This window comes from Methylocystis sp., assembly GCF_021731785.1.
Lineage (GTDB): Bacteria > Pseudomonadota > Alphaproteobacteria > Rhizobiales > Beijerinckiaceae > Methylocystis.
Map to the genome: position 1 here is coordinate 24,677 of NZ_JAKFWS010000086.1, position 10,912 is coordinate 35,588.

General features: G+C 63.2%; 13 protein-coding genes. 9 read left to right on the plus strand and 4 right to left on the minus strand.

What is annotated here, in order from left to right:
- Window positions 1-250: 250 nt before the first annotated feature.
- The 4 genes from QZ964_RS14395 to QZ964_RS14410 all read left to right on the plus strand — a co-directional run bounded on the left by QZ964_RS14395 (window position 251) and on the right by QZ964_RS14410 (window position 2,077).
- Window positions 251-907 carry a Crp/Fnr family transcriptional regulator gene (locus tag QZ964_RS14395; protein ID WP_292532336.1) on the plus strand — a complete coding sequence of 219 codons (657 nt, stop codon included), beginning with the start codon at window positions 251-253 and terminating at the stop codon, window positions 905-907.
- Between the two features lie 83 nt (window positions 908-990).
- Window positions 991-1,341 carry a hypothetical protein gene (locus tag QZ964_RS14400; protein WP_292532337.1) on the plus strand — a complete coding sequence of 117 codons (351 nt, stop codon included), beginning with the start codon at window positions 991-993 and terminating at the stop codon, window positions 1,339-1,341.
- 80 nt (window positions 1,342-1,421) lie between these two features.
- Window positions 1,422-1,691, plus strand: coding sequence for a type II toxin-antitoxin system Phd/YefM family antitoxin (locus QZ964_RS14405; RefSeq protein WP_292532338.1), 270 nt, complete (start codon window positions 1,422-1,424; stop codon window positions 1,689-1,691).
- Window positions 1,688-2,077, plus strand: coding sequence for a type II toxin-antitoxin system VapC family toxin (locus QZ964_RS14410; RefSeq protein WP_292532339.1), 390 nt, complete (start codon window positions 1,688-1,690; stop codon window positions 2,075-2,077). The genes QZ964_RS14405 and QZ964_RS14410 overlap by 4 nt, the downstream gene beginning before the upstream one ends.
- A 4-nt stretch (window positions 2,078-2,081) precedes the next feature.
- Here the strand turns inward: QZ964_RS14410 and kdsA are convergent, their stop codons facing one another.
- The 3 genes from kdsA to QZ964_RS14425 are packed head-to-tail and all read right to left on the minus strand — an operon-like array spanning window position 2,082 to window position 4,189.
- Window positions 2,082-2,921: a 3-deoxy-8-phosphooctulonate synthase gene (gene kdsA / locus QZ964_RS14415; protein WP_292532340.1), complete on the minus strand. Its 840-nt coding sequence runs from the start codon at window positions 2,919-2,921 to the stop codon at window positions 2,082-2,084.
- A gap of 12 nt (window positions 2,922-2,933) precedes the next feature.
- Complete coding sequence (locus QZ964_RS14420; RefSeq protein ID WP_292532341.1) at window positions 2,934-3,578, minus strand: uracil-DNA glycosylase family protein; 645 nt, start codon at window positions 3,576-3,578, stop codon at window positions 2,934-2,936.
- On the minus strand, window positions 3,578-4,189 hold the full coding sequence (locus tag QZ964_RS14425; protein ID WP_292532342.1) for a glutathione S-transferase: 612 nt from the start codon (window positions 4,187-4,189) through the stop codon (window positions 3,578-3,580). Before QZ964_RS14425 ends, QZ964_RS14420 begins: the two co-directional genes overlap by 1 nt.
- Window positions 4,190-4,318: 129 nt before the next feature.
- Between QZ964_RS14425 and queC the strand changes: the two genes are divergently transcribed.
- From queC to ykgO, 3 genes are all read left to right on the plus strand, one after another.
- Window positions 4,319-5,053, plus strand: a complete 735-nt coding sequence (queC, locus tag QZ964_RS14430; protein WP_292532343.1) for a 7-cyano-7-deazaguanine synthase QueC — start codon at window positions 4,319-4,321, stop codon at window positions 5,051-5,053.
- 135 nt (window positions 5,054-5,188) lie between these two features.
- A complete protein-coding gene (locus tag QZ964_RS14435; protein ID WP_292532344.1) occupies window positions 5,189-7,480 on the plus strand; it encodes a TonB-dependent receptor in 2,292 nt (763 codons plus the stop codon).
- Window positions 7,481-7,621: 141 nt separating this feature from the next.
- Window positions 7,622-7,747, plus strand: coding sequence for a type B 50S ribosomal protein L36 (ykgO, locus tag QZ964_RS14440; RefSeq protein WP_292532345.1), 126 nt, complete (start codon window positions 7,622-7,624; stop codon window positions 7,745-7,747).
- Between the two features lie 109 nt (window positions 7,748-7,856).
- Here the strand turns inward: ykgO and QZ964_RS14445 are convergent, their stop codons facing one another.
- A complete protein-coding gene (locus QZ964_RS14445) occupies window positions 7,857-8,756 on the minus strand; it encodes a histone deacetylase family protein (RefSeq protein WP_367119277.1) in 900 nt (299 codons plus the stop codon).
- Between the two features lie 278 nt (window positions 8,757-9,034).
- Between QZ964_RS14445 and QZ964_RS14450 the strand changes: the two genes are divergently transcribed.
- Both QZ964_RS14450 and QZ964_RS14455 read left to right on the plus strand, forming a co-directional pair.
- The gene (locus QZ964_RS14450; protein WP_292532347.1) at window positions 9,035-9,643 is read left to right on the plus strand and encodes a L,D-transpeptidase; all 609 of its coding nucleotides are present in this window, start codon (window positions 9,035-9,037) and stop codon (window positions 9,641-9,643) included.
- Between the two features lie 964 nt (window positions 9,644-10,607).
- A partial coding sequence (locus QZ964_RS14455) for a helix-turn-helix domain-containing protein (RefSeq protein ID WP_292531264.1) occupies window positions 10,608-10,912 on the plus strand: 305 nt, incomplete at its 3' end.

The window sequence follows — 10,912 nt, forward strand, 5'->3', positions numbered from 1 at the left end:
ATGACCGAGCGGATAAGCGTCGCCTTTGCGGCAAGCGCGGCGATGCGGGACGCAATCCGAACCGGAATGAGCCCGCTTTTCAAATGTTTTGCCGGCGCGGCAAGCAGAAATAGCATGGCTCGCGCCGAGATCGCCATGTCCGGAATTGGACGGGTCTCAATGAAAAGAGCCGCGACGCGGACAGCGACGGCGATCGTGCGCCCTCGCTTTTTTTAATAGGATGCCGGTCAGCACAAACGACGGGTTAGACATGCTATCGCAGGCGAATATCGCCGAGTGGCGGCTCTGCGCGCCTTCGCTGCGGGAAGCGGACGTCGCTGACGGCGAAACGCTCTATCGGCAGGGCGAGGAGCCGGGCTTTCTCCATTGTTTGATGCGGGGCGTGGTCAGGCTTTCGCATATCGCCGAGAGCGGGGCGCAGATCACGCTCGCCATCGCGCAGGCCGGCGATCTCTTCGGGCGCGTGGCGCCTGGAAGAGCGTCGGCGCACAGCGCGAGCGCCATCGGCGACGCGCGCGTTCTGATGTTCGCGCCTTCGGACGTCGACCGTCTCGTCGCGAATAGCTCGTCCTTTGCAAACTTCCTCAGCGCCGGCCTGGAGGCGTCGCGGGAGCGGGCGGAACGCAAGCTGATCGACCGCCAGACCAAAACAGTCGCGACCCGGCTGATCGAGACTCTCGGCGAGCTTGCGCGCGCTTTCGGCGCGCCTTGCCCGCATGGCTATTCGCTGGAGATCAGGCTCACGCAGCAGGACATCGCCGATCTCGTTCACGCGAGCCGCCCGGTCGTGACGCGGATCATGAATGATCTGAGGCGCCGGGGGGCGCTCGATTATCGGCGCGACCTCATCTGCGTCAATCACCTCGCGCTGCGATCCCTCGCGAAAGAAAAATCCGCCGATCTGTAATGCGGATGACAGACCGCCTCCGCGCCGCGCCTTAACGACAAGCGCGGCGGCCGATCCGCGCCGCCGGCGAGGGAGGAGCGAAGATGAAATTCATCGCGGCGCGCCTGCATGGCTATCTCGACTATCTGACGGTTTTGATTTTCCTCGCCGCGCCAACCGTTCTCGGTTTCGGCGGCGTTCCGGCGCAGCTCTCCTGGCTGCTTGCGGCCGTGCATTTGGCGATGACGCTCGCGACCCGATTTCCGCTTGGGCTCTTTCGGCGGCTGGCGTTCACGCTTCATGGCTGGGTCGAAAGGATTGTTGGCCCGACGCTTATCGCCATCGCCTTTCTTCCCGATATTTTCAGCGTGAAGCCGGCCTTCGCCTTTTTCGCCGGCATGGGGCTTGTCATTATCGCGGTCGGCTGGCTGACGGATTACGCGGACGCGGGATAGTCTTGCCGTCCTTCGCGACCGCCGAGGCGCAGGTCGACAGATCGTTGACGCTGTGGCTACAAGTAGCTACTTATATAGCTATGACCACGGTCTCGATCAAAGACGCGAAGAATCGCCTTACTGAACTCGCTCGCCGGGTTGAGAAGGGCGAGACGATTGTCGTGACGCGCAATGGGCGGCCGGCCTTCGATCTTGTCCCCCATCGGCGCAAGACCGGGCTGCGGCTTGAGGCCGTGGACGAATTCAAGAAGCGCCATGGCCTCGAATCCCTCGTCACTTTCGTCGCCGAAGATTTCGACGCGCCCTTGCCGGAAGATTTTCTGCTCCGACAATTGCCCGACGACGCATGAGGCTGTTGCTCGACACGCATATTCTTCTCGCTTTAATCGAGAGACGCATCGCCACTTTCGACGCGGGAGTCAGGGCGCTGCTGGTAAATCCAGAGGCGGAGTTTGTGGCGAGCGTCGCCAGCCTCTGGGAGATCGCCATCAAATGGCGGCTGGGAAAGCTCGAACTGGCGATCAATCTCGACTCGCTTCCCGAACTGCTCGAAACGATGGGCGTCGAACTTATTTCAATCAATGCGCTGCACGCGCTCTGCTCCGTCGACCCAGAGGCGCGCACGCGCGATCCGTTCGATCGTTTGTTGCTTGCACAATGCAAAATCGAAGCGATGCGACTCGTCACGATCGATCGCGCACTTGTCGATCATCCGCTGGCTGCAAAAACCGCTTAGCGACTTAGCGTAGAGACTTCGCGAGCCTATCGAAGTCGAGGAGTTCCTCGATCAGCGCGCCAAGCTCGTCGAGCGGCACTTGCGTCGTGCGGTCCGAGATCGCCGCGCCGGGATCGGGATGCGTCTCGATAAAAATCCCGGCGACGCCGATGGCGACGGCGGCGCGGGCGAGCGTCGAAACAAAGCGCCGCTCGCCGCCCGACGACGATCCTTGTCCGCCTGGCTGCTGCACGGCGTGGGTCGCGTCAAAAACAACGGGCGCGCCGGTGGTCTCCTTCAATATCGGCAGCGCCCGCATGTCGGCGACGAGCGCGTTATAGCCGAAGCTCGTTCCCCGCTCGGTGATGAGGACGCCGGCGGCGCCGGCGTCGCGCGCCTTCTCGACGGCATGGACCATGTCCCAGGGCGCGAGAAACTGTCCTTTCTTGATGTTGACCGGACGGCCGGTCTTCGCCGCCGCGACGATGAGATCGGTCTGGCGGCAGAGGAAGGCCGGGATCTGCAAGAGGTCGACGACCTTTGCGACGCGCGCGCATTGGGAAACCTCATGCACGTCGGTCGTCACCGGCAGGCCGGTCTTATCCTTCACCTTGGCGAAGATCGGCAGGGCCGCCTCAAGCCCGACGCCGCGCGCCGCTTCGCCGCTCGTGCGGTTCGCCTTGTCGAAGGACGCCTTGAAGACGACGCCGATGTTCAGCCGCTCGCCGAGCCGGGCGAGTTCGTCGGCGATCGTGAACGCAATGTCAGCGCTTTCCAGCGCGCAGGGGCCAGCGATGAGCGTCAGCGCCAGCTCATTGCCGATTTCGACTCGGCGCGCGCCGTCTCCGATGATTACGCTTGTCACTCGGGCCTTGTCTCACGTTTTGATAAGCCGCGCGACTTCTGCGCGCAGCGCCGGCAAGACCTCGGCCTCAAACCAGGGATTGCGCTTCAGCCAACCGCTGTTGCGCCAGGACGGATGGGGCAGGGGAAAGATCAGCGGCCGGGCGCTCTGAAATTCGCGCCAGCGCGCGACAATGTTTGTAACGCTTGCGCCCCTCGGCAAGGCGTTGCCCAACCGCGCGAAATGATAGTCCTGGGCATAGCGCCCGATCGCGACGACCGTCTCGATCTGCGGCAGCGTCGCAAATAGGGAGTCGTGCCAGCGGGCGCGACACTCGGGGCGCGGCGGCAGGTCGCCGCCTGCGGCGTCATTGCCCGGAAAGCAAAAGCCCATAGGTACGATCGCGATGCGCGAAACGTCGTAGAACGTGTCGCGATCGACGCCCATCCAGTCGCGCAGCCGATCGCCTGAGGGATCATTGAACGGAATCCCGGTTTGATTGACGAGATTGCCGGGCGCCTGGCTCGCGAGCAGCAGCCGCGCTGTGGGCGACACTCGTAGCACCGGCCTCGGCTCATGCGGCAGTTTCGCGCCTTCGGGCGTTTCCGCGCAGAAACGACAGGCGCGGATGCGCGCCCTGATCTCGTCGAGTTTCCTGCCGGAGACGCGTCGTATCATCAGGGAACGACGGTTGGACGCGCCGACACTTCCGCGCGCCAGCGGGTGAGATGCGGCAGATCTTGAGGAATCTCGACTCGCGCAAGCTTCGCCAGATCCATCGCGACGATCGCGGTGATGTCGGGGATGGTGAAGTCGTCGGAGGCGATGAAGCGGCGCGAGGCAAGTTCCTGGTCGAGAAAGCGCATCATCTGTTGCGCGCGCGGCCGCTGATGCTCCGCCAATTGCGGCATTTGCGGCGACTCGAGCTTCGCCAGCGCCGGATGGCTGTGACGAAAGGCGAGCGCGACCGGCGCGAACAGGTGGAATTCCACCCGCCGCTGCCACATCTCGACGAACGCCTGTTCGCGCGGGCTGCGGCCAAACAGCGCCGGCTCCGGATAAAGCGATTCGATATAGCGGCAGATGGCGACGGATTCCGTGAGCACCGCGCCGTCGTCGAGTACGAGCGCTGGCGCCTCCTTCAGCGGGTTAATTTGCGCATAGGCCTCGCTCTGATGCTCTTGCGCCATGAGGTCGACGTCGCGCACGGGAATCGTGACGTTCTTCTCAGCCAGAAAAATGCGGACGCGCCGGGGATTTGGCGCGAGCGGGGTATTATAGAGCAGCATGTCGATCTCGTTTGGGCTTCGATATGGGAAAACTCATCGCGCTTGGTGAGGCCGCCGCGAAAGCTGTTTGACATGCGTTCTGCGTGACGTCCGCTCGCAGTTTTTCAGCCATGATTTAAGTTAGGCGCAATGACGAACGACCTCCCAACCAAATCCGCCGCCGCGCTCGTGCTCTTCTCCGGCGGCCAGGATTCCACCACCTGCCTCGCCTGGGCGCTGTCGCGCTATGAGCGCGTCGAGACGGTCGGATTCGATTACGGCCAGCGCCATCGAGTCGAACTCTCGCGCCGGGCGGGGCTGCGCGAAGGGCTGGCGCGGCTGTCGCCCGCCTGGGCCGAGCGGCTTGGCGAAGATCGCACGATTTCGATCGAGGCGCTCGGCGCCATCTCCGACACGGCGCTGACGCGCGACGCCGAGATCGCTTTCGCCGCCGACGGGCTTCCCAATACTTTCGTTCCGGGGCGCAATCTGCTGTTTCTGACCTTCGCCGCGGCGCTCGCCTATCGTCGCGGCATCGCCGATCTCGTCGGCGGCATGTGCGAGACCGACTATTCGGGCTATCCCGACTGCCGCGACCAGACCATCCGGGCGATGGCGGAGGCGCTCAGTCTCGGCATGGACCGCAGCATCGCCATCCAAACGCCGCTGATGTGGATCGACAAGGCCGAGACGTGGAGACTGGCGGAATCGCTCGGCGGCGAACCGCTGGTGCGGCTCATCGTCGAGGAAACCCACACCTGCTATCTCGGCGAGAGGGGCCGCCGCTTCGACTGGGGTTATGGCTGCGGCAAATGCCCCGCTTGCAAGCTGCGCGCCGCCGGCTGGGAGAAGTATCGCGCCGGCGAGACGAGCGCGACCGCCTGAGACCTTCTGATCTTTCGAGTGTGGCCTCGTGGCCACAGGCGGCGCTGACCTTTGCATGCAGGGCGACAATGCATTGACAGGCGAGCGCGCCATCTGAAATGTTATGTTATAACATTATCAGCGAGAGCGGCGTCCATGAGGAAGTGCGTTTTGGCCGGCGCGGCGGTCTGCGGCGGCGCGACGGTGGGATTCTTTGTCTGCGTCACGAGCGCCTGGGCTCAGCAGGCTTTGCCGCCGATCGAAGTCGGCGCCGTGAGTCCAATCAAGCGCGCCAAGATCGTCTCCCCGCCACAGACTCCCCCAGCGCCCGGCGGGCGCAGCCGCAGCGTCGCGGGCCCGAGCGGACCCGAGCCGCGCGAAACGGCCGTGGCGCCGCAAGGCGTCCTCCCCATCGTCGCCGATCAGTTCGCGACGGTGACGTTCGTCACCAATGAGGAGTTGCGGCGCTCGCCGGGCGCGACGCTGGGCGACGTGCTTTTCGCCAAGCCGGGCGTCACCGGATCGACCTTTGCGCCCGGCGCGGCGAGCCGTCCGATCGTGCGCGGTCTCGACAACTACCGGGTGCGCATCCAGGAAAACGGCGTCAGCAACAGCGGCGTCTCGGAACTTGGCGAAGACCACGCCGTTCCGCTCGATCCCGTCGCCGCGAGCCAGGTCGAGGTGGTGCGCGGCCCCGCGACGCTTCGTTGGGGGTCGCAAGCGATCGGCGGCGTCGTCAATGTCGAGAACAACCGCATTCCCACGGCCTTGCCGTGCCGTCTTGCTTTCATCCCTACGGCCGAGACGGAGGGTTGCTCGGTCATCGAGACTCGCGGCGCGGTGATGACCGTGGACAACGCGTTGGAAAACGCGACGCTGCTCGACGTCGGCCGCGGCAATGTCGCCTTCCACATAGATGTCCATGGCCGTCGCAGCAGCGACTATCTGATTTCCGGCTATCCTTATCTTTTTCCGCCGGATCCGCCGCCGCCGGTGTTCGGACGCCAGCCCAATTCGTCGATGCGCTCGGCCGGCGGTTCGGTCGGCGGGTCCTATTTTTTCGATGGCGACTTCGTCGGCGTCGCGGTGACGCAGTTCAACTCGCGCTATCACATCCCCGGCATTGAGCCGACGGAGACCAATACGCGCATCGAGCTTCGCCAGACGCGCGTGACGACCAAGGGCGAGTTCCGTCCGCAGTCGGCCTATATCGAAGCGGTCCGCTTCTGGGCGGGTCTGACCGACTACAAGCACCATGAACTCGCCAATGAGGAGGGCTTCAACGGCGTTCAGCAGACCTTCACCAACAAGGATCTCGAGGCCCGCGTCGAAACGCAGCTTCGCCCAGTCGACCTGTCCTTCGCGACTCTGACCAGCGCCTTCGGCGTTCAGGGCATGCATCAGATCCTGACCGCGCCCGGACGCGAGGGCGGACTCTTCGACCCCAATCGGACGCGAAGCGTCGCCGGTTACTGGTTCAACGAATTCAGACTGACCGACACATCGAGAATGCAGCTTGCAGGGCGCATCGAACATGCGACCGTCTCCGGCGCATTTCCCGAACTCCTCGTCTCCGGCGAATCTCCGGAATTCCTGATTGAGCCTGGGCTGCAAGTCGCCCGCGTGCGAAATTTCACGCCAAAGAGCGGGGCCTTTGGCTTTCTGCAGGATCTCCCGGAAGGCGTCGTCGCCAGCCTGACCGCGCAATATGTCGAACGCGCGCCGCGCGCCCCCGAGCTCTTTTCGCGTGGCGTTCACGAAGCGACGGGGACCTTCGACATCGGCAATCCGAATCTCGGAATTGAAGCGGCCAAGACCATCGAAATCGGCCTGCGCCGCCCGCTCGGTCCCTTCCGCTTCGAGGCGACCGCCTATCTCACGCGCTTCGATGGATTCATCTTCCGCAATCTCACCGGCGCTCTCTGCGAGGGTGATATTGCGAGCTGCGCCTTAGACGGCGAGGGCGATCTGCGCCAGGCGTTCTATGCGCAGCGCAACGCTCTCTTTCGCGGCGCCGAGTTTCAAAGCCAGCTTGACGTCGCGCCGCTGCTCGACGGCGTTTTCGGCGTGGAGCAGCAGTTTGACGTGGTGCGGGCGACATTCGTGGGCGGCGGCAACGTCCCCCGAATCCCGCCGGTGCGGCTCGGCGGCGGATTGTTCTGGCGGGACATCAACTGGTTGGCGCGGGTCAATCTTCTGCACGCCTTCGCGCAGCGCAATATCGACCCAACCAATGAAACGCCAACGAAGGGCTACAATCTGCTCCGGGCCGAGATCAGTTACCGAATGCTGTTCGATCCGGGCGATCCGCTGAGCCGCGAATTGAGGCTGGGACTGGTCGGCGACAATCTCCTCAACGAGGACATCCGCAATAGCGTCTCCTTCCGGAAGGATGAAGTGCTGCTGCCGGGCGCGAATCTGCGGTTTTTCGCCAATGCGCGGTTTTGAGCGCGTAGCGGGCGGGGTAGTGGGTCTGACCCACTACCGCGGGCGGGTCCGGCTTGATCGCCGGGGCGAAATAGGGCATAGGCGGGGCCAACGAAGCGCTGGGCGTATCCCGGCCAGTTCACTATTGCCGGGGTGAGATCGATGAAAGTCCGCAACTCTTTGAAATCTCTGCGTTCGCGCCATCGCGCCAACCAGATCGTGCGCCGCAGGGGCCGCGTCTATATCATCAACAAGGTCCAGCGGCGCTACAAGGCGCGCCAGGGCTAGTTTTCGCCACGCCTGTTGATCCAGGCGATTGGAATGAAAAAGGGCCGGAGCGCCAGCTCCCGGCCCTTTTGCATTTTCCGATGAGCGTCCACCAATAGCCACAGCCGCGCTAGGCGCCAGCCTCCTGGACGCCCAACAGCGCGAGCACATGGGAATTCACGCAGCGGCTGAGGGCGTCGACGTCGTAGCCGCCTTCCAGCATCGAGACGATTCGGCCGCCGCAGCGCTTGTCGGCGATGTCCATCAGCCGTTTGGTTGCGTCGTAAAAATCGACCTCGCGCAGCCGTAAGCCGCCGAGCGGATCGCGCTCATGGGCGTCAAAGCCTGCTGAAATCAGTATCAGATCTGGCGCGAAGTCGCGCAGCCGCGGCAGGATCCGGTCAGCCATCGCCTCTTTGAAGGCGTCTCCCGTCGACCCCGCGAGGAGCGGCGCGTTGACGACATTGCCGTGAGCTCCGGTCTCATTGCGTCCGCCGGTGCCGGGATAGAACGGCGCCTGATGCGTCGAGCAAAACAGCACCGTCTCGTCGGCCCAGAAAATCTCTTGCGTGCCATTGCCGTGATGCACGTCGAAGTCGACGATCGCCACCCGCTCCGCCCCATGCGCGGCCTGGGCGTGGCGCGCCGCCACGGCGACATTGTTGACGAAGCAAAAGCCCATCGGATTGTGTGCGCCGGCATGATGTCCCGGCGGACGGGCGGCGACGAAGGCGTTGTCGGCTCGTCCCGACATCACCTCGTCGACGGCGGAGATGGCGCCGCCGGCGGCGCGCCAGACCGCCTCGATCGTCTTCGGGCACATCAGCGTATCGCAGTCGAGCGCGGAATAGCCTTCGCGCGGCGCGGCTTGTTCAAGGGCGGCGAGATAGGATTGCGGGTGAACGCGTTGCAGAGCTTCCGACTCCGCCAAGGGCGCGCTCATCCGCGTCAAGGGAGCGAATCGCGTCTGATCCAAGCCGCGCTCGATCGCACGCAACCGTTCGGGCCGCTCGGGATGGCCGGGTCCCATCTCATGGTGGAGACCGCTTTCGTGCGTGACGAGAAGGGTTTTCAATGCTGCGACGCACTCCAGGCGGGCGGCGCTATGCTAATCGAAACATTAGTTTTCGGCCTTCCTAGGCTTTCTGTCCATGAAAAAGAAACTGTACAGCTCAAGCGAGGCCTCGCGCCGGTTCGCGTGGCGCCGGTGCAACAGTAAGGGAATAATTCCGAAGACGTGATCCCAGCGCCAAAGTTCATGATAAGAAAATCGTAACGAAAGTTTCGCGGCGGAAAGGAGTGCCCAAAATGAATTTCAGATATGTGACGGTGCCAGCGCTTTTAGCCGTCTGTCTTGCCGGCTGCAACGGAGGGACTGCCCTTCCAGATCCGAGGCTGAGCGGGCGCGACGCCGAATTCATGGCGCTCGCCCCGAAGGCTTCGGTCAGCTCGCAATACGAGCGCTACATGGTTGATTACAAGACGAACGAGCCGGTCGGCTCGATCATCGTCGATAATCGCTCCAAGTTTCTTTACTATGTCATGCCGGGCGGCAAGGCGGTGCGCTACGGCGTCGCCACCGGCCAGGACGCGATGGCCTTCACCGGACGGGCCTATGTTGGGGCTATGCAGGAATGGCCGCGCTGGATTCCGCCCAAGGACATGCTCGAGCGCTGGCCGCATCTTCAGCCGACGGCGGACGCCGGCGGTCTGCCCGGCGGTCCCGACAATCCGCTCGGCTCCCGTGCGCTCTACCTCTATCAGAACGGCAAGGACACGCTGTATCGCATTCACGGCACCAATGAGCCGGACAAAATCGGACAGGCCGTGTCCTCGGGCTGCATCCGCATGCGCGATATCGATGCAATCGATCTTTACCACCGCGTGAAGGTCGGCACGAAAGTCACCGTGCTCTAAGTCCTTTACCGACTTCAAGATTTGAGTTGACGCCCTCCGCGCATTGCGAGAGGGCGTCATCTATTCTGATGAGGCAATATCTTTCGCATCGGCTGCGTTCGCCCCAAAACCCCTGTAGAGCCGCCAAGACGCGAGCTTGAAATTCCACATGCGCGAACATGTGCGCCGTCGCACTGCGTCAGATCGACGGCGCTCCTAAAGTCGCCATGCTCGCAGAGTGCGGGCGACGGAGGAGGGGAAGTCATGATGCGTCCGACGACAAGCATGGGCTGGTTAGGCCTGGTGGTTTGCGTTCTTTTGCTGGAATTCGCCAGCGCCGGCGCTTACCTCGCGTCGTCCGCGAAAGCTAATCCCTCGGACGTTTGCTATGGTTATGCGATTTGCCAATAAATTTTGATGCTTTGCGCAAGTTCCGTGGAACGCGCGCGCCCACATTGCGTTTATTTCTTGAAAGGCCGGCGCGTTCGAGGTCGAAGCTCGAAAGAGCGGAGACGCGGAGCGCCGCGCCTTTCAAATTTTCAGCGATAGACGGAAGGTGGGGCCCGTCATGCGCAAGTTGGTTGTGTATGTCCTGATGCTATTCATGTTCGCGGCAAGCGTCGCGAGCGCAACGACCATGCTCTCGCGTCCGTCGCCCAACGGCGACGATTTTTGCTTTGGATATGCGATTTGCGAGTAATCGCGGCCTGCGCGTCATTGGGCGAGATGCCGGTGACGCGCCAGGTCTCGTAGCCGGGCGATGTTGCGCATCAGTGCGCCGGTGCCGATGAAGGCCCTTCATCAGCCAATCATATTTGTCTGAAAGCCTCGCGAACGCGTTGTTTCAGAGGCGCTACCAGCTTAGCCGCGCAGGCGCTAATCGCGCGGCTGAGGGATTATACCGATCCCCATTGAAGCAGACTCATTGGGTCTTCACGAATCGGCTTTCGTCTGATTCTAGTTGGCGAACTCCAGGGGGTTCGCCATGGCGGCTGCGATTGGACTGCGGGAAGACTTTGACGCGGATGCGCTTCGGGCGATTGCGAAGCGCGCGAAAGATGGGCCTCAGGCACGCAGGCTCCTGGCGCTCGCCGCAATTTACGACGGCGCGCCGCGCGGCGAGGCGGCGAAGATTGGCGGCGTGACGCTCCAGGTCGTTCGCGACTGGGTTTTGCGCTTCAATGCGCATGGCGAGAGTGGCCTCGTTGACCGCAAGGCGCCGGGTCAACCGTCGCTCTTGAAGAACGAACATCGCGCCGCGCTCATGCGCATGATCGAGGACGGTCCGAC

Coding starts and splice junctions, on each gene's coding strand:
- QZ964_RS14395 (WP_292532336.1), top strand. CDS start 251: ATGCTATCGCAGGCGAATATCGCCGAGTGGCGGCTCTGCGCGCCTTCG.
- QZ964_RS14400 (WP_292532337.1), top strand. CDS start 991: ATGAAATTCATCGCGGCGCGCCTGCATGGCTATCTCGACTATCTGACG.
- QZ964_RS14405 (WP_292532338.1), top strand. CDS start 1,422: ATGACCACGGTCTCGATCAAAGACGCGAAGAATCGCCTTACTGAACTC.
- QZ964_RS14410 (WP_292532339.1), top strand. CDS start 1,688: ATGAGGCTGTTGCTCGACACGCATATTCTTCTCGCTTTAATCGAGAGA.
- QZ964_RS14420 (WP_292532341.1), bottom strand. CDS start 3,578: ATGATACGACGCGTCTCCGGCAGGAAACTCGACGAGATCAGGGCGCGC.
- QZ964_RS14425 (WP_292532342.1), bottom strand. CDS start 4,189: ATGCTGCTCTATAATACCCCGCTCGCGCCAAATCCCCGGCGCGTCCGC.
- queC (WP_292532343.1), top strand. CDS start 4,319: ATGACGAACGACCTCCCAACCAAATCCGCCGCCGCGCTCGTGCTCTTC.
- QZ964_RS14435 (WP_292532344.1), top strand. CDS start 5,189: ATGAGGAAGTGCGTTTTGGCCGGCGCGGCGGTCTGCGGCGGCGCGACG.
- ykgO (WP_292532345.1), top strand. CDS start 7,622: ATGAAAGTCCGCAACTCTTTGAAATCTCTGCGTTCGCGCCATCGCGCC.
- QZ964_RS14445 (WP_367119277.1), bottom strand. CDS start 8,756: ATGGGACCCGGCCATCCCGAGCGGCCCGAACGGTTGCGTGCGATCGAG.
- QZ964_RS14450 (WP_292532347.1), top strand. CDS start 9,035: ATGAATTTCAGATATGTGACGGTGCCAGCGCTTTTAGCCGTCTGTCTT.